The sequence below is a fragment of the Collinsella sp. i05-0019-G5 genome (assembly GCF_042851345.1).
In the GTDB taxonomy this organism is placed as follows: Bacteria; Actinomycetota; Coriobacteriia; order Coriobacteriales; family Coriobacteriaceae; genus Collinsella.
The window spans coordinates 817,111-838,432 of record NZ_AP031421.1 but is presented as its reverse complement, the minus strand read 5'-3'; the positions used below and the strand labels follow the sequence as shown (position 1 = coordinate 838,432).

Annotated in this window: 16 protein-coding genes; all 16 read right to left on the bottom strand. The window is 59.3% G+C overall.

The window, feature by feature from the left end:
* Positions 1-85: 85 nt before the first annotated feature.
* The 16 genes from gap to uvrA all read right to left on the bottom strand — a co-directional run bounded on the left by gap (position 86) and on the right by uvrA (position 21,200).
* Positions 86-1,111 (bottom strand): type I glyceraldehyde-3-phosphate dehydrogenase, encoded by a 1,026-nt coding sequence (gene gap, locus ACGHIZ_RS03700; RefSeq protein WP_006236151.1) that lies wholly within the window; start codon positions 1,109-1,111, stop codon positions 86-88.
* Between the two features lie 193 nt (positions 1,112-1,304).
* Entirely contained in the window at positions 1,305-2,234 is a 930-nt protein-coding gene (whiA, locus tag ACGHIZ_RS03695; RefSeq protein ID WP_006236152.1) for a DNA-binding protein WhiA, read from the bottom strand.
* 6 nt (positions 2,235-2,240) lie between these two features.
* On the bottom strand, positions 2,241-3,161 hold the full coding sequence (rapZ, locus tag ACGHIZ_RS03690) for an RNase adapter RapZ (protein WP_006236153.1): 921 nt from the start codon (positions 3,159-3,161) through the stop codon (positions 2,241-2,243).
* Between the two features lie 98 nt (positions 3,162-3,259).
* Positions 3,260-3,946 (bottom strand): N-acetylmannosamine-6-phosphate 2-epimerase, encoded by a 687-nt coding sequence (locus ACGHIZ_RS03685; RefSeq protein ID WP_006236154.1) that lies wholly within the window; start codon positions 3,944-3,946, stop codon positions 3,260-3,262.
* A 140-nt stretch (positions 3,947-4,086) separates the two neighbouring features.
* Positions 4,087-5,052: an ROK family protein gene (locus ACGHIZ_RS03680; RefSeq protein WP_006236155.1), complete on the bottom strand. Its 966-nt coding sequence runs from the start codon at positions 5,050-5,052 to the stop codon at positions 4,087-4,089.
* 171 nt (positions 5,053-5,223) lie between these two features.
* The gene (locus tag ACGHIZ_RS03675; protein ID WP_390449240.1) at positions 5,224-6,144 is read right to left on the bottom strand and encodes a dihydrodipicolinate synthase family protein; all 921 of its coding nucleotides are present in this window, start codon (positions 6,142-6,144) and stop codon (positions 5,224-5,226) included.
* Positions 6,145-6,212: 68 nt separating this feature from the next.
* Positions 6,213-7,064, bottom strand: a complete 852-nt coding sequence (locus ACGHIZ_RS03670) for an acetylxylan esterase (RefSeq protein ID WP_195622264.1) — start codon at positions 7,062-7,064, stop codon at positions 6,213-6,215.
* Positions 7,057-7,983 (bottom strand): acetylxylan esterase, encoded by a 927-nt coding sequence (locus ACGHIZ_RS03665; protein ID WP_229077155.1) that lies wholly within the window; start codon positions 7,981-7,983, stop codon positions 7,057-7,059. Before ACGHIZ_RS03665 ends, ACGHIZ_RS03670 begins: the two co-directional genes overlap by 8 nt.
* Positions 7,984-8,114: 131 nt before the next feature.
* Positions 8,115-8,942 (bottom strand): ABC transporter ATP-binding protein, encoded by an 828-nt coding sequence (locus tag ACGHIZ_RS03660; protein WP_006236159.1) that lies wholly within the window; start codon positions 8,940-8,942, stop codon positions 8,115-8,117.
* Positions 8,943-10,958 (bottom strand): dipeptide/oligopeptide/nickel ABC transporter permease/ATP-binding protein, encoded by a 2,016-nt coding sequence (locus tag ACGHIZ_RS03655; protein ID WP_035138893.1) that lies wholly within the window; start codon positions 10,956-10,958, stop codon positions 8,943-8,945.
* Positions 10,959-10,961: 3 nt separating this feature from the next.
* On the bottom strand, positions 10,962-11,918 hold the full coding sequence (locus ACGHIZ_RS03650) for an ABC transporter permease (RefSeq protein WP_035138896.1): 957 nt from the start codon (positions 11,916-11,918) through the stop codon (positions 10,962-10,964).
* Between the two features lie 157 nt (positions 11,919-12,075).
* Positions 12,076-13,689: an ABC transporter substrate-binding protein gene (locus tag ACGHIZ_RS03645; protein WP_238057733.1), complete on the bottom strand. Its 1,614-nt coding sequence runs from the start codon at positions 13,687-13,689 to the stop codon at positions 12,076-12,078.
* Between the two features lie 365 nt (positions 13,690-14,054).
* On the bottom strand, positions 14,055-15,995 hold the full coding sequence (uvrC, locus tag ACGHIZ_RS03640) for an excinuclease ABC subunit UvrC (RefSeq protein ID WP_390449234.1): 1,941 nt from the start codon (positions 15,993-15,995) through the stop codon (positions 14,055-14,057).
* A gap of 6 nt (positions 15,996-16,001) precedes the next feature.
* A complete protein-coding gene (gene murJ, locus ACGHIZ_RS03635; RefSeq protein WP_117794699.1) occupies positions 16,002-17,582 on the bottom strand; it encodes a murein biosynthesis integral membrane protein MurJ in 1,581 nt (526 codons plus the stop codon).
* 105 nt (positions 17,583-17,687) lie between these two features.
* The gene (gene ybaK / locus ACGHIZ_RS03630) at positions 17,688-18,188 is read right to left on the bottom strand and encodes a Cys-tRNA(Pro) deacylase (RefSeq protein WP_195246823.1); all 501 of its coding nucleotides are present in this window, start codon (positions 18,186-18,188) and stop codon (positions 17,688-17,690) included.
* Between the two features lie 132 nt (positions 18,189-18,320).
* The gene (gene uvrA / locus ACGHIZ_RS03625) at positions 18,321-21,200 is read right to left on the bottom strand and encodes an excinuclease ABC subunit UvrA (RefSeq protein ID WP_390449231.1); all 2,880 of its coding nucleotides are present in this window, start codon (positions 21,198-21,200) and stop codon (positions 18,321-18,323) included.
* Positions 21,201-21,322 lie beyond the last annotated feature (122 nt).

The window sequence follows — 21,322 nt, the reverse complement described above, 5'->3', positions numbered from 1 at the left end:
TAAAAAGGGCGCGACCCTAGGGTGTAAGCCCTATGAGGCCGCGCCCTTCTTTAGACGCTCAACGAGCTATTCGCTAAAAGCTAAATTAAGCAACGAACTTCTCGAAGTACTTGATGGTGCGGACCATCTGAGAGGTGTAGGAGTTCTCGTTGTCGTACCAAGAGGTGACCTGAACGAGGGTCTGGCCGTTGCCGAGATCAGAGCACATGGTCTGAGTGGCGTCGAAGATGGAGCCGTGGGTCTCGCCGACGATGTCGCGGGAGACGATCTGGTCCTCGTTGTAGGCGAAGGTATCGGGGATGGTCTCGGCGTAGGCCTTCATGGCAGCGTTGACCTCGTCGACGGTGACCTTCTTGTCAACGACGGCGTAGAGGTTGGTCAGCGAGCCGGTCGGCGTCGGGACGCGCTGGGCGGCACCGATGAGCTTGCCGTTGAGCTCGGGGAGAACCAGGCCGATGGCCTTGGCAGCGCCCGTGGTGTTCGGGACGATGTTCTCGGAGCAGGCGCGGGAGCGACGGAAGTTGCCCTTGCGCTGCGGGCCGTCGAGCGGCATCTGGTCGCCGGTGAAGGCGTGGATGGTGGTCATGATGCCGGAGACGATGGGAGCGAAGTCGTTCAGGCCCTTGGCCATCGGGGCGAGGCAGTTGGTGGTGCAGGAAGCAGCGGAGATGATGTTGTCCTCAGCGGTCAGCGTCTCATGGTTGACGTTGTACACGATGGTGGGCAGATCGCTGCCGGCCGGAGCGGAGATGACGACCTTCTTGGCGCCAGCGTTGATGTGGGCCTGAGCCTTAGCCTTGCTGGTGTAGAAGCCGGTGCACTCGAGAACGACGTCGACGTCGAGGTCGCCCCAAGGCAGGTTGTTGGCGTCGGCCTCCTTGTAGATCTTGATCTCCTTGCCGTCAACGGTGATGGAATCCTCGCCAGCGACGACCTCGTGATCGCGAGCATAGTTGCCCTGCGTGGAGTCGTACTTCAGCAGGTAAGCGAGCATATCGGGAGAGGTGAGGTCGTTGATAGCGACGATCTCGGAGCCCTCATGACCGAACATCTGGCGGAAGGCCAGACGACCGATGCGACCGAAGCCGTTAATAGCAACCTTTACTGCCATTGTGTCTCCTTTCGTAAGGCCCCCGCAAGCTACAGCGCCTGCCGTTGAGGCCCACAAACTAACCACTCGCCTAATATACCTTTTTTTTGGCTTGAATTTCACGAGAATGCTCGAAATTGAAAATCAAATTTGCGTTAAAACGCTTTAACGTATAAAACAGCAGTTAAACCACCATAAAAGCTATTGCGTTAAACTACCCGCTTGCTTCAATGAGCTTTTCAAGGCGCAAAACACGGTGATACAAGGCCGACTTCGACAAAGGAGGGTCGGCCATTTCCCCCAAATCTCGCAGTGAGAGATCGGGGTAACGCTCGCGTAAGTCACAAAAAACTGCCAGAGCGTCCGGCAGCGTTTCGCGCAAACCGCGCCGATCAAGCTCATCGATGAGCGCAAGCTGATGTTGGGCGGCACCGGCACTTCTGGTCTGGTTGGCAAGCTCTGCGTTCACGCGACGATTCACGTCGTTCTTCACCAGCTTAACCGCGCGGGCCTCTTCAATCTCGGCAACGCTGCGCTTGGCGCCAATCAGCTGTAACAGACGTTTAATCTCCTCGGCACTCTTGATGTACACGGCATACGAGCCGCGACGCGCATTGACGCGGGCGTGAACTCCAATCTGCTCCAGAAGGTCGCAAAGTCCCTTTGCATACTCCTCGCCCTGAACCGCAATCTCCAAATGAAAATCGCCACGCGGGTCGGCAACAAAGCCTCCGGCAATCAGCGCACCGCGAATATAGGCGAGCCTGCAGCAAGGACGGGCGACGATGTGGCGCGGCACACCCGCGACGAGCCCTCCCCTACGGTCGAGAATGCCCAGCAGCACCAGAGCCTTATCCAAATCGGGCTGATCGGGCAAGGTGATGAGATAGTTTCGTACCTTGTGCAGGACCGACTTACGAACCGTGAATTCGGTCTTGAGCTTAAGGATACGATGCGTCAGCGCAATCATCGTGCGCGCCACAGCACCCGTCTCGGTCGCGACCGTCAAGCGGTACCGTCCCGAGCCCGCCAGCGAAAGCGTGCCGCTCACACGCGTTAGCGCAGCAAGCGTCGACAAATCGCAGTATTCGCATTCTGGTTCGCAGCGCGCAAGCTCGTCACGCACCTCAGCGGTAAACGACATGTAAACCTATGCCTTCGTGTTGGCACGCGACAGGTCACGGTGGGAGATGCTCACATGATACTGAGCACCCTCCAGGTAGCGGGCCGTGGCCTCGGCAATGGCGACGCTACGGTGCTGTCCGCCTGTGCAGCCGATAGCAATGGAAAGCTGCGGCTTGCCCTCTGCGATATAACCCGGCATGACCGTATCGAGCAGCTGAGTCCAGGCCTTCCAGAACTCCTGGGTCTTGGGGTGGTCCAAGACAAAATCGGAGACCTTCTTATCGAGACCGGTCATGGTGCGCATCTCGGGATCGTAGAAAGGATTGGGCAAGAAGCGAACATCGATCATGATATCCGCCTCGATGGGCATGCCATGCTTAAAGCCAAACGAGAACACGTGGACATCCATAAGCTGCTGGTCGGACAGCTCGGAAAAAGCCATGCGCAGCTTGTTGCGCAAGGCAGAAGTGCGCAAGCGGCTCGTGTCGATAATCATATCGGCTCGATCGCGAACGCCCTGCAGCTGCAGACGTTCACGCTGAATAGCGTCGGCCGTGGTCTCCCCCGGCTTTGCAATGGGATGGCGACGACGGTTTTCGCTATACCGGCGAATCAGCACCTCGTCAGACGCCTCGAGAAACACAATGTCGCAGCTCATCTCGCGCTCTTCCAGTGCGGCAACAGCATCGAGCAGTTCATCGAACAAGCCCTGGCTACGCAGGTCGCAGGTAACGGCAAGGTGCCTGCCCACGCCCGTATTGATGCCAACGAGCTCAGCAAGCTGGGCAATCAGGCGTGGGGGCAGGTTGTCGATACAAAAATAGCCCATGTCCTCAAACACATGCATGGCTTGCGTTCGGCCCGAGCCGGACATTCCGGTGATGATAACGATATCGGGGATACGCTCCGAGCGCTCCGCCGCATCCATGGCATCTCCCTTTTGCATGTGTGCCTCCTAAAATAAGCGCGGGACCCGGCCAGCGGATCCCGCGCGATCAATTGCCTTTATTGAGTATACCGCCCCAAGCGGATACAAGGCCCGTCTTACGCCTCAAGCGCAGCCTTGAACCAACTTGTAATACTCGTGGGGTGCGTGATAGCGGTGCCGACGACAACGGCCCACGCGCCGGCGTCGATTGCAGCGCGAGCCTCCTCGGGCGTATGCACGCGACCCTCGCAAATGATGGGAAGGCCGGGAAATTCCTCGGTCGCCTGACGCAGGAGCGGCAGGTCGGGGCCATCGGCCATGGTGCAGTCGATGGCGGCGACACCGTGAGAGAGTGTGGTGGATACCAGGTCGAAGCCCATATCAACCGCACGGCGAATGTCCTCGATGGTGGCACAATCCGCCATCAGGAGCACACCCTCCTCGTGCAGCGGGCGGAAGGTATCCTCGACCGACTTGCCATCGGGACGCGGACGATCGGTGGCGTCGATCGCCACGATATCGGCACCCGCAGCAACGCAGGCACGAGCGTGACGCAGCGTCGGCGTGATGTAAACGCCCTCGTGCCCGTCCTTCCACAGACCGATGACGGGAACCTCACAGCGACCCTTAATGGCGGCAATGTCGGCAAGGCCCTGGCAGCGAATGGCGGCGGCGCCGCCAAGCTCGCAAGCGCGAGACATTTGAGCCATGGTCTCGGGCGTACGAAGCGGCTCGCCCATATACGCCTGAACGCTCACGACGAGCTTGCCCTTCAGGGACTGGATCAAAGGATCAACGGTCATGTTCGACTCAACCTTTCTCAAAACAGCCTTCTGAGACACCGCACCTTGACGTTCAAACCGTCGCTCGCGTACCGAAGTACGCTTCGCTCCTCTTTCACGTCAATCTGCGGCACCTCAGAAGGCGCACTTGGTAGTTATGTTTACTTCAACGATGCAAGAAGGTGTTCGGCGGCACCGATGAGCGGCGCGTCGCCCTCCAGAGAGCCGATGAGAATCGGCGTGTCCTGAAGCGGGTCGAGCGCCTGGCTGGCATAGCCCTCGTGCACCGAGTCCTTCCACGTCTGTGAACGCCAATCGGGACCTTGGTGAATCACGCCGCCCGAAAGCACGATGACCTCAGGGTCCAGGATGTTAGCGAGCGAGCCCAGGCTGGCGCCCAGCGCAAAGCCGGCGTCATGAATGACCTCGGTCGCCTTTGCGTCGCCTGCGCGGCACAGGTCGTTCACGTCACGGCCGACCGAAGGACGGCTGGGGTCGACGCGGCCAAAACGCTCATCGTACATGCGCCCGATTGATGTTCCGGAAGCAACCGACTCCAGATGGCCGGAACGCCCGCAGGCGCAGGGAATGCCGGCGGCAGCCGAGCACTCGATGTGGCCCATATGGCCGGCAGCACCATGGAAGCCCTGCATCACGCGGCCGTTCTCGACATATGCGCCGCCGATGCCCGTACCGATGCCCAAACACAAGACGGAGAACTTGCCCTTGCCGACGCCCCAGTGGGCCTCGCCCAGAGCATGAGCCTGCACGTCGCCTACAACGGCAACGGGAAGGCCGAGGTCCTCGCGCAGACGCGGCCCCAACTGAACGCCGGACCAGCCGGGCATAATCTCATTGGCATACGCGATGGCGCCCGTCTTGGGGTCGACGACACCGGCAGCGCCGATGCCAACTCCGAGGACCTCGACATCGGGATTTGCCTCAAGAGCTGCCTTGATAGACGCCTCGATGCGCTGGAAGACCGCTTCGCCACCCTCCTGGGCCTCGGTGGGAACCTCAGCCTCAAAAACGGGATGGGGCACACCGCCGTCAGCCGGGTACTCCATGATGGCAGTCGCGATCTTAGTTCCGCCGATATCGACAGAGCAGACGTACTTGTTCTCCATGTCGTTCTCCTTCGGAGACAAAACAACTACAGGAAATGCGCCGTCAGGCTAGCCGTCACAGCGCGGTAAAGGTTTTCCAGGTGCCCGAGATCGCCGAGAAACCGTGCGGCCATTGGCCTAATGGGTCATGACCGCACGGTTGAACGGCGAGGTCGGGTGCCTGGGAAAGCTTTAAAGGAGACCGTTGTCCTGGAGGACCTTGCGAATCGCCTCGACGTTCTCACCGGTCATGGCCTTCACCGGGCGCGGCATGGTCGGGCTGTCGAAGATGCCCATGAGGTTCATAGCGGTCTTGAAGGCGCCGACGCCACCGGCATAGCCCTGGACGCCCGAGGTGACATCCCAGATGTGCGAAATCTCATTGAGGCGATCCTGCTCGGCCTTGACGGTAGCCCAGTCACCAGCCTGAGCGGCCTTCCACTGACGAACGTAGCCCTCGGGCTCAACGTTGGCGAGGCCCGGAACGGAACCGTCGGCGCCACCGAGATAGGCACCGTCGACGACGACCTCATGGCCGGTAAGGATGCTCATCGGATGGCCGTTCTTCTCGTTCTCCTGAACGAGGTAGCGGAACGAGATGTCATCACCCGAGGAATCCTTGACGCCGGCCAGAACGCCCTCGGCACCGAGCTTGGCAAGGAGCTTCCACGGGAGCTTGGTGTGGACACACACGGGGATGTCATAGGCGAAGATGGGCAGGTCGAGTTCCTCATGCAGGATGCGGAAGTGCTCCTCGACCTCGGTCATGCCCTGCAGGGCATAGAACGGGCAGGTGGCGACAAGCGCATCGGCGCCCAGCTCCTGAGCGACCTTACCGTGCTCGATCATGCGCTCGGTCTCGGTGTCGATGATGCCGACCAGAACGGGAACGCGGTGGTCGACGATACGGACGGCCTCGGAGATGATCTGACGGCGACGCTCGTCGGTGGAGAAGACGACCTCGCCCGAGGAGCCCAGGAAGAACAAGCCATCGACGCCGGCATCGATCATGCGGTTGATGCTGCGCTCAAAGGAGGCAACATCGAGCTGGTGGTCTTCGGTATCGGGAACAACGACGGGAGGGATAACGCCGGTGAATTTCTGAGTTGCCACAAGAATCTCCTTAGTTGTCTGGTGGGCAGCCCTATGCCGCCCACTCTTGTTGGCAGTGTCCAGGCCGTCTAGGCCAAAGAACACGAGTAGAACGTTTGGTTAAAAAAGTCGACGACTTCGTTTTCGAACGCATTGATGCGCTCGTGAGCGTATTTGGCATAGATGATATGTCTCCGGTCACACTCAAGACCGTTGAATACGGCAAACTGATCCTTGGGATCGCTCACGGTATCCATGAGCGATGTGCCCATGAGCACCGATCCGCGCACCCGAGACGACAGCGCCTCGAGGCCGCCAGGAAGCGGATTGGCAACCGCCGTGCAGGCGAGACCCCGCTCGTCCAGAGCAGAAACCGCCAGCGCGACTCCGCCGCCTAGACCCTCGCCCCATGCAAAGATGCGGTCGGGGTCCATGCCATCAAGATTGCGCGCCACCTTCGCCAGCGCGCAACCCCAACGGACGCGCTCGACAAAAGCGGGCGAAGAAATCCCCCGCTGCAGGTCGTCCGCACCAGCAACATCGTCATCCAGCGCGAGGACGGCATACCCCATGGCGGCAAATCTCGTCATGTGATGCCAGCCGCGCACAGGCCGATCGATATCGTGGAACATCAGGCACAGCGGCACGCGCTCAGACACTCGGGCACGACCGACAGGCTCGATCAAACGAGCGTGAATCGCATCGTCACCGAGCTCAAAGGAGACCTCCGAGTAACGGGCGCAGGGGTTAACAAAGTCAATCGCCGTAATGGCCAGGCCTTGAATCTCAAGATTCGAAGCGCATGTCTCTAAATCAGAAACATCTGCTTGGACATCACCGCGCCAGTCCCGATATTCTGCGAGCCTTGACGAAACCGTTCCAGGAATTCCCACGAGCCCGGGGACAATCAGCTCATTAACATTGCTCTCGCACTTAGACATGAGCCTCCCCTCCCTTGCAGAAAAACGGAATGATCAGATCGTCAAAATCCTGAATCTCCTCGTGGCCAAAGCCTTCAAAGAACTCATGACGCTTTTCGCAGGTCAGGTTGTTATAGACCGCAAACTGCGTCGCTGGCGGGCAGACGATATCGGCTGTGCCGGTGCCAAACAGCACGGGGCATTTGACCATAGGGGCAAAGTTCTTGGAATCGAAGTACGCCAGCTTGGCATAGGCTTCGTCAATACGAGTCGAGTCCTCGTCAAACCAGCGAGACCAATAGCGCAGGCCCTCGTAGGCAATGTCGTCTGCATCCAAATCCCAGACTAGGCGGAAATCTGACAGGAAGGGATAGAGGATGGCGGCACGATTGATAAGCTCGCTGTTAAGCGCACAGGTCGCAATGCCCAAACCACCACCCTGCGACGCGCCGTTCACAAACACACGGGAAAGATCGATGCCCTCGAGCTCGCGAACAATACGGCACAGGATGCGAATATCTTGGTGCAAGCGGACATAGTAGAGGTTGGCCGGGTCGCCGTCGATGCCGGCGACGATATGCCCGGCAACCGTTGTGCCCTCAAATCCACCAATGTCCTCGGAGGGACCTCCTTGGCCGGGGCAGTCGAGGGCGATGAGTGCCATGCCCATGCCCGCAAACGACGCCTGCTCAAACCAGCTGCGGCTTGCACCCGGATACCCATGGAACTGAAGCACCAATGGCACGGGCTCGTCCGAGACGGGTTTAAGGTACTTGGCATGCAGGCGAGCGCCACACATGCCGGTATACCAGAGGTCGAAAAGTTGGCAGGTCGCGGCATCGGTGACCGATGCCGTGTCGATCGCATAGTCAAGCCCGACGGCGTCGGCCTCGGCCATGCGATCCTTCCAAAAGAGATCGAAATCTGATGGACGGGGCATGGCGCCTCGATATTCACCAAATTGATGTTGTAGCTCCTGAGCACTTGGCATGGCTCGTGAACCCAACCTTTCGAAATCGCAACGGAGGTGCGCCCGGCAAGGGAACCGGGCGCACGGGAGGGAAAGCGAGGCTATTCGCCGAGCTTGGGGTGCAGCAGCGACGGCGCAGCGCCGAGCAGCATCTTGGTGTAGGGGTCCTGGGGATGCTGGAAGACCTGCTTGGCCTCGCCCTGCTCGACGATCTTGCCGCCATTCATAACGATGATGTCGTCAGAGATATAGCGGACCGTCTGGATGTCATGGCTGATGAACACCATGGCCAGGCCGAGCTCCTTCTTAAGGTCGGTCAGCAGGTTCAGAATCTGCGCGCGGACCGAAACGTCCAGAGCCGAGGTGGGCTCGTCGGCGATGATGGCATCGGGGTTCAGCGACAGGGCACGGGCAATTGCGACGCGCTGGCGCTGGCCGCCCGAAAGCTGACCGGGAAGAACCTCGGCGGCGGAGCTGGGCAGACCGGTGAGCTCCAGGAGCTCTTTGACGCGCTTCTCCTGCTCGGCCTCGGTACCCAGGTTGTGGACGCGCATGGGGTCGAGCAGTTGCTCGCGAACGACCATGCGGGGGTTGAGCGCCGTGGCCGGGTTTTGAAACACGACCGAGATGACGCGACCCATGTGGCGACGGTCCTCGGCGGTACGTTTGGTAACGTCCTTGCCCTTAAAGTAGACCTTGCCGCTCGTGGGGGCCTGCAGGCCGCACATGACGTTGGCGGTGGTGGACTTACCGCAACCGGACTCGCCGACGATGCCGATCGTCTGACCGGGCATGAGCTTAATCGTTACACCCTGGACGGCGTGAACCAGGTTGGGGTGCAGAATCGAGCCGGTACGGGTCCTAAAGGTGACGTGGACGTCATCAAGGAAGATGATCGGCTCGACGCCGTTGACTGCGGTCTCGCTCATCTACATCACCTCCGCGTGAGGGGTCAAACCATTTGCCTTGAGCACCTCGTCGGGGAGCTCGGAATAGAAGTGCTCGGTGCCGGGCACGCGCTTGAAGACCGGACGGGTGTCCAGGCCAATACGCGGATGGCTCGAGCGGGGCGCGAAGCGATCGCCCTTGGGGAAATCGCGCGGACTCGGAACGGCGCCGGGCACCTGGTGCAGGCGGCCCGAACCGCTCTCGATGGACAGAACGGAACCCAGAAGACCGCGGGTGTACTCGTGGATCGGGTTAGTGAGCAGCTCCTTGGTGGGTGCCTGCTCGATAACCTGGCCAGCGTACATAACCGTGATGTTGTGGGCGACCTCGGCGACCAGCGCCAGGTCGTGCGAAACGAAGATCATGGCAAAGCCGAGCTTGGCCTGAAGATCGTTGAGCAGCTTGATGACCTGCTTCTGGACGGTAACGTCCAGAGCGGTCGTGGGTTCGTCGCAGATGACCAGCTTGGGGTCGCGGGTAAGGGCCATAGCGATCAGGACACGCTGACGCTGGCCGCCGGAAAGCTCGTGCGGATAGCTCTCGAGCGTGCGCTTGGGATCGAGGCCGACGAGCTCCAGGAGCTCCTCGGCGCTGCGGGTTCCGCCGCGCTTGGTGAGCTGCTTCATCTGGGCAGAGATGAGCATGGAGGGGTTGAGCGAGGACAGGGCGTCCTGATAGACCATAGCGATATCGGTACCGCGCAGGCCGAACCACTCCTTCTTGCTCATCTTGAGCAGGTCACGGCCCTCCCAGAGGACCTCGCCGGAAAGGTGCTCGTCATCGTCGGTCAGGCCCATGATGGCCAGCGTGGTGATGGACTTACCGCAACCGGACTCGCCCACCAGGCCCATGGTCTGACCAGGACGGACGTCAAAGTTGACATGGTCGACGACGTTGATATCACCGTGATGCTCAAACTGGATGCAGAAGTCACGGACCGAGAGAATCGGTTCAACAGACTCGTCGGGCACATGGCGATCGTCACGCTTGAGCTCGACATCGCGCAGGGCGCCAAGGCGAGCGGAGAGGGACTGGGCCTGCTCCTTGTAGGCTCGAACGGGGTCGGAGACCAGCAGGTCGGCCTCGCGACGCTTGGAGGAATCGGTGGGATCCAGGGCGGCGGAGGGAGCAGCGGCCATGGCGTCGGTAATGCCCTCGGAGAGGATGTTGAGCGCCAGGCAGGTGATCATGATGGCCAGGCCCGGGAACAGTGCCTGCCACCAACGGCCGGCGAGCACGCCGCCGCGGGCGTCGGCGAGGATGTTGCCCCAGGTAGCGGTGGGCTCCTGGATACCAGCGCCGATGAAGGTCAGCGAGGCCTCGAAGATGATGGCGTCGGCGACCAGGGTAACGGTGAAGACCATGATCGGGGCAATGCAGTTACGCAGAACATGCTTGATCAAAATCCACGGAGCCTTGGCGCCGGAAACGATGACCGCGCGGACATAGTCCTCGCCGTACTCGGACACGATGTTGGCGCGCACGATACGGGCAATCTGCGGAGTGTACATAAAGCCGATGGCGAAGATGATCGACGGCACGGAGTTGCCCAGGATGGAGACAAAGACGGCCGCGAGGGCGATGCCCGGGATGGACATGATGATGTCCAGGATACGCATGATCGTCTCGGAGACGGCCTTGCGCGAAACCGCTGCAAGGGCGCCCACGACCGAGCCGCAGACCAGAGCCATGGCGGTGGCGCCAAAGCCGATAATCAGCGAGTAACGACCACCGTAGAGCATACGCGACAGAATGTCGCGACCCTTATCGTCGGTACCGAAGATAAATCCGTTGCCGGGAGCCTGGCGAGCCGTAAAGATCTCGACCGGGCTATAGGGGGCAAGAAGGGGCGCCAGAATCGCAGTCAGGGCGACCAGCACCAGCACGACGGCGGCAATCTTAGAAGACAACGTCATCTTCTTCCAGCCACCGAGCTTGAGCCCCTTGGAGGCAGCCTTCTCGAGCTGCTCGGTTTGCTTCTCTCGAATCTTTACCATAATCTACACCGTCCTGATGCGCGGGTTGATGAGCAGGTAGAGCATGTCAACCACGATGTTGATGATGATGAAGGCGAGAGCAACGACGATAACGACGCCCTGAACCAGGTTCGCCTCGTTGCCCTGAACGCCCTGCAGAATCGCAGTGCCCATGCCGGGGAGGTTGAAGATAACCTCGATGACGACGGCGCCGCCCATGAGGTAACCGATCTTAAGACCGAGGGTGGTGACCGGGGTGATCAGCGCATTGCGAAGAACGTTGATGCCGACGACGACCTTCTCGGGAACGCCGGCGCCGCGAGCCATACGGACATAATCCTTGTCGAGCTCCTCGACCATGGCGGTACGCACGATACGAGTCATCTGGCCCGTCAGCGGAAATGCCAAGGCGATAGCGGGCATGATCATACGTCCCAGATAGCCAACCGGATTCGTGGTGAAGTGAGGCAGAGCACCCGATGCCGGGAGCACCTTAAGGTAGGAAGAGAACAGCAGGATCAACAGAACGGCAAGCCAGAACGACGGGGTTGCCAAGCCGGCGATGGAAAAGACGCGGATCACTTGGTCCGGCCATTTGTCGCGATACAGTGCCGCGATGACGCCGAGCAAAAACGAAACGACCGCACCGATGGCAAGACCGATAAAGGTCAGCTGCATCGTGACGGGCAGGGCCGTGGAGATGCGCTTGGCAACGGAGTTGCGAGCAGCACCATAGGTGCCCATGTCGCCATGGATCAAATCGCCCATATAGCGCACGTAGCGCACGGGCCAGGGGTCGTCCAGACCATACTTCTCATGGTACTCGGCAACCGCCTCGGGCGAGGCACCGTCACCCAACGCCGTGTAGGCGGGGTCGGTCTTGGAGAACGACATAAGGAAGAACACCAGGACGGTGACGCCCAATGCCATGATCGGCAGCGCCACAAGACGCCTTCCAATCAAACGTAGCAAGTTGTTCACGTTCTCTCCCCTTTCTTTTGTCGGTAGGACCAACTGGTATATGAGTACGGGTACTCATTACAAGACCCGAGCGACATCGTTGCCGCCCGGGTCTTTGTTTCAACTATGAGGATACGGCCCCAATGACCGACATCCTGCATACAGACTCAAGCGAGTCTTACGCCTTGACGGTCGCAACGCCCCTGAAGGACATGCTCGTCGTGCCGATGCCCTTGAAGCCATCGAGGGCCTCGCCGTTGGGCGCAGTGGACGGATCGTCCCAGGAAGCGGAGACGGTCTTGACGTGGACAACGGGGTACAGAACAGCGTTGTCGGCGATGATGTCGAAGCACTCGTTCCACTTCTTCTGCTGCTCGTCGCCCTCGGCGGCAAGAGCCTCGTCCATGAGACCGTGGAGCTTCTCCCACTCAGCGGACTCCTTCCACGGGCAACGGGTCTGCATCCAGACGTTGTCGCCGTACCACCAGTTGAGCAGCAGGTCGGGGTCAGCGCCGAAGCAGGACGGATCGCCAGGGGCAAGGAGGATATCGTAGGCCTCGCCGCCGTCGATGGCAGCGTAGGTGGCCGGCGAGGTATCGGTCTGGATGGTCACCTCGAAGCCGAGAGCGTCGAGGTCGTTCTTGACCTGGGCGGCCATGCCCTTAATCTGCTCGTTGTCGGTGGTGCGCAGGGTGATGGCACCCGGGGTGATGCCGGACTCCTCGATGAGCTTCTTGGCCTTCTTGGCGTCGGTCTTGTACACCGTGGAAGCCTCATGATAGTTGGTGAAGCTCTTGGGCAGGTAGCAGCTGGCAGCGGTGGCAAGGCCGGCGAAGGTGTTGGTGATCATCTTCTCGGTGTCGAGCGCGTACATGACGGCCTGACGGACCTTGACGTTGTTCCAAGGCTCCTTGGCGACGTTGAACATGATGAAGCGGGTGCCGAAGCCCTGGACGTTGTCGATCTTGCAGCCAGCGCTCTCGAGCTGGTCGACGGCGTCAGCGGTGACGAGCTCCATAACGAGCGTGGAGCCTTCCTGCTGGGCGGTAACGCGAGCGGTGGGGTCGGTCAGGATGCTGTACTGGATCTTCTTATCCTCGGCAGCATACTCACCGTTGTACTCGGGGTTGGGAACCAGGGTGATCTCGGTATCGGAGATAGAGTCGTACATCCAGGGGCCGGAACCGATCGGCTGCTTGGCGCGATCCTCCTCGGACTGAGTAGCCGGGGTAACACGGATGATGGCCAGACGATCCTTGAGCAGGGAGAAGTTGGGGACCTTGGTCTTGACCGTTACAGTGCTGGCATCCTTGGCCTCGATGGACTCGAAGGGCTGGAAGAACGGAGCATAGGTAGCGGAAGCGGCGCAAGCGGTGTAGGAGGCAACGACATCGTCAGCGGTGACCTCGGTGCCATCGGAGAACTTGGCGCCCTTGCGGATGGTGACCTCGAAAGTGGTGTCGTCCACAGACTTGGGATCGTCGGTGGCGAGCTCGTTGAAGGTGCTGTAGTCGTGGTAATCGATGCCGTAGAGGCCCTCGACGACGTGCCAGTTAGCACCCAGGCCCACAGCGGAGCCGGTGCTGGCGGGATCGAAGCTGGACGGAGCGTAAGCGGAACCAGCGGTGATCACGCCGCCGCCACGGTTGGCGGAATCGGTGGAGCCGGAAGCGGAACCCTCGTCGCTAGAGCTGCCACCGCAGCCAGTGAGACCAAGGCCGGCGACAGCAGCGACGCTGCCGGTGAGGCCGAGGAACGAACGCCTGGACATACCCTTGTTGATGATGGCCATGTCTTCTCCTATCAATAGAGAATCTTACTCGGGAGCACCTAGACTTGCCCCCGCGCAACTTGCGGACGATATATACCTTACCTACCGACGAACCCAACTGAGGTGCCGCGCTCGGCGACCGATACATACATACGCTTGAACGGTATTTACTACCGTTCACCGAATTCATTGACAAATGATTCGCCAGACAGTATGTATCGACGAGGTGAGATATCAGTCTTCGTCAACCCGCAGGATAGCAGGGTTGTTCACCATGACTAGTCAAACGTTTTAGCGTTAATAAAACCCGAAACCAGCATGCAATCATGGCGAAATAAATGGTTGAAAATCACGCAATCATGTATATCAGTAGTTTAGGCTCGTGTTTAGCTATCGGAATGGCCAGCCACCGCCTCGGCGCGCTCGGCATTCCACGCAACGAGCGCCTCGTGGACCGCCTTGGCAACATCGGCAGGTATGCCGCGAACTTCCGCGATCTCTTGCTCGCTCGCCGCGCGCAAACGCTTCATCGAACCAAAATGGCGCATAAGGGCACGTTTTCTGGTGGGTCCCACGCCTGGAACGTCATCGAGTACCGAAACTGTCATGGCTTTATCGCGCAACTCACGATGGAATGTGATTGCAAAACGGTGCGATTCATCGCGCACCTGTTTAATTAGATAGAGCGAAGCAGACCCGGTCGGCAGCACGACGGGAGTCTCGTCCCAAGGCACAAAAACTTCCTCATCGGCCTTTGCCAAGCCACAAACTGGTATATCGAGCCCAAGAGCCTCAAGTTGCTTGATCGCAGCGGTCAATTGCGGCTTACCGCCATCGACAACGAGCAAATCGGGGCGCGAGCCAAAGCGCTCGTCGGCCATGCGCTCGGGAGCATAGCGTCGTCCCAAAACCTCGGACATCGACACGAAGTCGTTTGCCTCGTCCAATTCGGCCTGAATTTTAAAACGACGGTACTGGCTCTTGTCGGCGCGTCCGTTGGTAAACACCACCATCGAGGCGACGGTAAAGGTTCCATGCAGCGTCGAGATATCGAAGCACTCGATACGCATCGGCGGCGCCGGCAGCGCCAGCGCGCTTTCGAGCTCCAGGAGCGCTTGATTGGTGCGGTCGTCAGCGTACCCCGTTCGCATCATGTAGCGCATGAGGGCATGGCGCGCATTTTTGGATGCCATATCGAGCAAACGGTGCTTTTCGCCACGCTGCGGCCTATGGAGATGGCAGGAACGCTCGCGCTTGCCTGCAAGCCACTCCCCCAGCGCCTCCGCATCCTCAAGCTCGACAGAGAGGTTTATCTCAGCTGGAATATCGGCCGTCTCGTCGTAATAGCGCTTAAGAAAGCCCGACTGGAGCTCTTCCTCGTCAACATCAAGACCCTTGTCAAGAATGAACTCGCAGGTTCGAACCGTTCGACCCTCACGCACGACAAAGACGCAAGCGGCGGAGATGGTCTCCTCGCGATAGAAACCGATGACATCGATATCGACACTGGAGGGAAAAACGACTTGCTGACGGTCGTCCAGACCCCTGATGACCTCCAAACGACGTTTGACGCGTGCCGCGCGCTCAAAGTCGAGCGCCTCGGCGGCATCCGTCATCTCGGAGGTCAGCTCATCGACGACATCCTTGCGATGGCCCGACAAAAAACGTTCGACACGTTTGACGTTCTTGGCATAGTCCGTAGGAGAAATCGCGCCGACACACGCACCCGGGCCGCGCCCGACATGGTAGTCAAAGCAGGGACGCCCGTTTTGCGCGCAAATCATATTGACGATGTCTTCCTCGCCCCTGTGGGACTCGACGATACGACGACAACGACGCCACTCCGCACAGGATGCGGAGCAGATGGGGATAACCTTGCGCAGCGTATCTATCGTCTCACGTGCCGCACGGCTATCGGTATAGGGACCAAAATAACGCGTTCCCGGCTTATGACGCTCGCGCGTATATTTGATAGCGGGATACAGGTCGCCCTTTGTAATGGCGATAAAGGGGTAGCTCTTGTCATCCTTGAGGTCGACGTTAAAGTACGGATGGTACTGACCAATCAAATTGCGCTCGAGCACCAACGCCTCGTGCTCGGTCTCCACCACGATATAGTCAAAGCTCGCCACCAGCTGCATCATCAGCGGGATCTTTTGACGCTCATCCTGCAGTGTCACGTACTGGCGCATACGGGAACGCAAGTTTTTTGCCTTGCCCACGTAGATGACATCGCCCTTGGCATCCTTCCAAAGGTAGCATCCGGGCTGTGTGGGAACGCGCGAAACCTGCTCGGCAAGCGTTGGAATGTTGTCGTGACCGGCCACACGCACCTACTTGCGACGAAGCAGCGCCGAGACCTCAGGCATCTTAAGGACGACGGCAAGGCCAAAGGTAACAGCAAGCGAGACGACACCCGCAACGCAAACGTAGCCAAGAGTAATCAGAATCGAGCCGCCAAGTGCCCCGACAAAGTGTTCAAGCACCCACATGACGCCGGCGCCTGCGGCAGCACCTAGACCACCGAGCAAAAGGCCAAAGAAACCGCCATGCAGGATAGATTTGACCTGAAGGCCACGCAGGCGACGACGCAGCCACCACAGCGAACAGCCGACCAAGATCACGTAGTCGACAACATACGAAAGCGCGATTGCCGGCATACCGAAGCCCAGCACAACGCCAAACAGCAGAACCGAGCCGGCCTGGCCGATGGCAGAATACAGGCAATAGCGGCTATAGGGCTTCATGTCGAGCAAGGCAGAGAAGCTCTTCTGCATCAACACGACCACGCCGTAGAGCGGCAGCGAGAGCGCTAGGTAGACAAGGTACTCGGACACCAGCGCCACTCCGGATTCATCGAACTTGCCAGCACAGTAGATCATGTTGAGCGGACGTGCGAAGACAATCAGGTACAGTGCGAACGGAATCAGGAAGAACAGCATCTGGGCGACGCCACGCGAAATGCCCGTGCGTACGCTGTCGTAATCCTTCTCCTGTGCGTCGTGAGAGAGCTCGGTATAGAGCGCCGTCGAAAGCGAGGCGGCAATCAGCGCGTAGGGCAGCGTGTACCACAGGCGCGCATAGGCGATGACGGAAGGACCAGTCTCGGGCTGGACCACCAGCGCGGCAGCGTTGGTGATAGAAGTCGAGACAAACATGCACACCGTGGCGAGCAGCGTCGGGATACCGAGCGCAATCGTCTGGCGCAGCGCGGGGTCCTTAAAGTCGATATGGATATGGGGATGCACGCCGTGCTTGCTAAGCGCGGGAATCTGACATGCCATCTGAACAAAGACACCGAGGGTCGTACCGGCCGCAATCAAGATGATGCCGGCACGTTCGCCAAACTGTGCGGACACGGGCGCAAAACCCATAAAGCTCGCAATGACGATCACATTGTTGAGGACCGGGGCAAACGTCGACCAGAAGTAGTCGCGGTGTGCGTTGAGAACGCCCGAGAACACCGAGCCCAAACCATAAAACAGAATCTGGATGGCAAAGAAACGGAACATGAACGCAGCGGTATCCATGCTGCCGCCGTCACCCGAAAGGAACGATTGCGTCCAGATAAAGCCCGGGGCGAACACGGTCCCCAGCAACGAAATGCCACCCAGCACCAAAAGCAGAATGCCGAGCAGGTTGCCCACGTACTCGTTCGAGGCCTCGCGACCCTGCTCACGCCTCACGCCCATGTACACGGGCAAAAACGCCGTCACGAGCATGCCGCCCATCACGAGTTCGTAGAGCATATTGGGCAGGTTGTTGGCGACCTGATAGGAGGACGAAAGTAGCGACATGCCGATAGCGGCCGCCATTGCCCACGTGCGGATAAAACCGGTGACGCGAGACACAATGGTCAGGATGGTCATAAGCCCGGCGGAACGACCAACCGTGGAGTAGTCCGACGAGCCCATGTCGTCAGTGTCATCTCGCGACGAAGAAGCTTCGGATGAGGGTGTCTGAGGCGCAGATTCTTTTGCAAAATGAGCTCCGCGCTTCAATTCTTCCTGCGCCATCGCTCAGTCCTCTCTCGTAATCGCGGCAACCGTCGCCCCGCAAAATGCAATTAAATCATCGGGTGCAAGCTCGAGCTGATAACCACGCTTGCCTCCCGAAATAAAAATGGTATCCCAAAGGACACATGTCTCATCAATGAGCGTCCGGTAGCGTTTTTTCATACCGACCGGGCTGCAGCCGCCGCGAACGTAGCCAGTCGCCGCAAGCAAATCCTTCACATGCATCAAGGCCAAGGACTTCTCCCCCGCGGCACGCGCGGCGGACTTTAGATCGAGCTCGTCGGCAACAGGGATACAGCACACGACATAGTCGTTGGACGGTGTCACGCAGACCAAAGTCTTAAATCCTTGACCGGGCTCCTCGCCAAGCTGCTCCGAAATCGCGACACCCAGGCCCACCGACTCATCACCATCGTCTTCGTACGTATGTAGAACATAGGAAATGCCGGCGCTTTCCAGCTCGCGCATCGCATTGGTTTTTGGCGTCTTTACAGCCTTTGCCATGACATATCCTTTCCCTCGCATTCGGACGCAAGGATTAAGTATATGTCCAATTCGGCTGCATACGTCACTTCGGCACAGCAAGCGCCATCGAATCACAAGGAGTCGATGGCGCCCATAAACTGAATCGCCTATTTATTGAGCATCAAGTTGAGCCTGACGCTCCCGGTCACGCCTGAGCAACGGCGCCAAAAACTTGCCCGTATAACTCTGCGGACAGTCCGCAACCTGCTCCGGTGTGCCCGAAACCACGACGGTTCCGCCGCCGTTACCGCCCTCGGGACCCATATCGATCAGGCGGTCGGCAACCTTGATGACATCAAGGTTGTGTTCAATCACCAGCACCGTGTTGCCCGCATCGACCAAGCGCTGCAGCACATCGAGCAGCTGGCGGACGTCCTCAAAATGAAGGCCGGTCGTCGGCTCGTCCAAAATATAGAACGTCTTGCCCGTCTGGCGTCGATGAAGCTCCTTGGCGAGTTTCACACGCTGCGCCTCGCCGCCCGAAAGCGTCGTGGCGGGCTGGCCCAGGCTCACGTAGCCCAAGCCTACATCGTACAGCGTCTGGAGCTTGCGCTTAATCTGCGGGATATTCCCAAAGAAGGCCAGCGCCTCGGTGACGCTCATGTCGAGCACGTCCGAGATGGTCTTGCCACGGTAGGTGACCTCGAGTGTCTCGCGGTTGTAGCGTTTACCGCCGCAAACTTCGCAGGGAACGTAGATATCAGGAAGGAAGTGCATCTCGATCTTGATCTGCCCGTCGCCCTTGCACGCCTCACAGCGCCCGCCACTCACATTAAAGGAGAAACGACCCGGCGAGTAGCCGCGCGCCTTCGACTCCGGCGTACTCGCAAACAGCGCGCGAAGATCATCCCACAGGCCGATATAGGTAGCAGGGTTGGAACGCGGCGTGCGGCCAATCGGCGACTGGTCGATATCGATAACCTTATCGATACACTCGATGCCCTCGATTTTCTTATATGGACCCACAGGGCGCGTCGAACGGTGAATGGCATTCGTAAGGGCAGGCGCAATGGTATCGGTAACCAGGGAGCTCTTGCCCGATCCCGACACGCCGGTAACAACCGTAAGCGTACCAAACTCGATTTTGGCAGTAACGTTTTTGAGGTTGTTGGCTCGAGCGCCCGTAATTTTAAGGCAGCCGCGACCGGGCTTGCGCCGTTCATCAGGCACCCGGATCATTCGTTTGCCGGTCAGATAAGCGCCCGTCATCGACTCAGGACACGCCATGATATCGGCAGGCGTTCCCGCCGCGACTACGTGTCCGCCGTTGACGCCGGCGCCGGGCCCCATGTCGATCACGTAATCGGCGGCACGGATTGTATCCTCGTCGTGTTCGACGACGATAACGGTATTGCCGATATCGCGCAGGCGCTCGAGCGTCTTGATCAAGCGCTCGTTGTCACGCTGATGAAGACCGATCGAGGGCTCGTCCAGAATATAGAGCACGCCCATGAGACCCGCGCCGATCTGCGTTGCCAGGCGAATACGCTGCGCCTCGCCACCGGAAAGCGTCGCCGAGGCACGATCGAGCGTCAGATAGTCGAGTCCAACATCGACCAGAAAACGCAAGCGCTCCAGGATTTCCTTGACGATACGGCCGCCGATAAACTGTTGGCGCTCGGTGAGTTCCAGGCCCTCAAAAAACTCGAGCGATTCACGGCACGACAGGCAACAAACCTCGTAAATGGACTTGCCGCCCACGGTGACGGCGAGCATCTCAGGGCGCAAACGAGCGCCGTGGCAGCTCGAGCACGGCTCCTCGCGAATGTACTTCTCCAGGCGCGCCTTGGTGTTCTCGTTCGTCGTCTCGGTATAGCGTTCGTACAGGATGTTGCGAACGCCCGAAAACTTGGTATCCCACTGGCTGCGACGTCCGTCGAGCTTTTGGTAGTCGACCGAGATCTTCGTATCGCCCAGGCCATCCAAGAATGCACGACGCACGCGAGGGGGCAAGTCCTCCCACGGCGTATCGGTGCTCACCTTAAAGTGTTTGCAGACCGCAGCAAAAATCTGCGGATAGTAGTTCGAGTTGCCAAACAGGCTACCAAAGACTCCGTCGGCAATGGACTTCGAGGGGTCCTCGATCAACGCCTCGGCATCAACGGTTTTCTTAAAGCCCAGGCCGTCGCACTCAGGACATGCGCCATAGGGAGCGTTGAACGAAAAATCACGCGGCTGAAGATCGTCAATGGAGTGACCATGCTCCGGGCACGCCAAGGCCAACGAATACTCCAGCAGCTCGCCCTCGGTCCCCTCGGGAGCATCACGATCGGGCAGCATGTACACGTTTACATTGCCGTGAGCCAGCGCGGTCGCCTGCTCAACAGACTCGGCGATACGGCCCAGAGAGTTCTCACGGATCACGATGCGATCGACTACGACCTCGATATCGTGCTTGAACTTCTTGTCCAGATCGATCGGATCGTCGAGCGAGCGCACTTCACCGTCGACACGCACGCGGCTAAAGCCCTCGGCGCGAAGGTCCTCAAACAGTTTGGTGTACTCGCCTTTTCGCCCGCGCACCACCGGTGCCAGCACAAACGCGCGGCGGCCCTCCCCCGCCGCCAAGACCTTGTCGGCAACCTGGTCGGTCGTCTGACGCTCAATGACGCGGCCGCATTCGGGACAGTGCGGGATGCCCACACGGGCGAACAGCAGGCGCAGATAGTCATAAATCTCGGTTACGGTGCCAACCGTCGAGCGAGGGTTTTTAGACGTCGTCTTTTGGTCGATCGACACCGCCGGCGAAAGGCCGTCGATTGAATCCAAGTCGGGTTTGTCCATCTGGCCCAAGAACTGGCGCGCATAGCTCGAAAGGCTCTCGACGTATCGACGCTGGCCCTCGGCATAGATAGTGTCAAATGCCAGCGAACTCTTGCCCGAGCCAGAAAGACCGGTAATGACCACGAGTTGGTCACGCGGAATGGAAACATCGATATCACGGAGGTTGTGCTCACGAGCGCCGCGAATAACGATAGAAGAATCAGACATGGAAGCTCCTTGCCTCCTATTGCATCGAATCATACTGTCGATGAGTTTAGCGCACTCGACGCGCACAGATGTTCGTAATACAAGATTCGCAGACCTTTAGCTTTGCGTATCGGGTGCTTTGT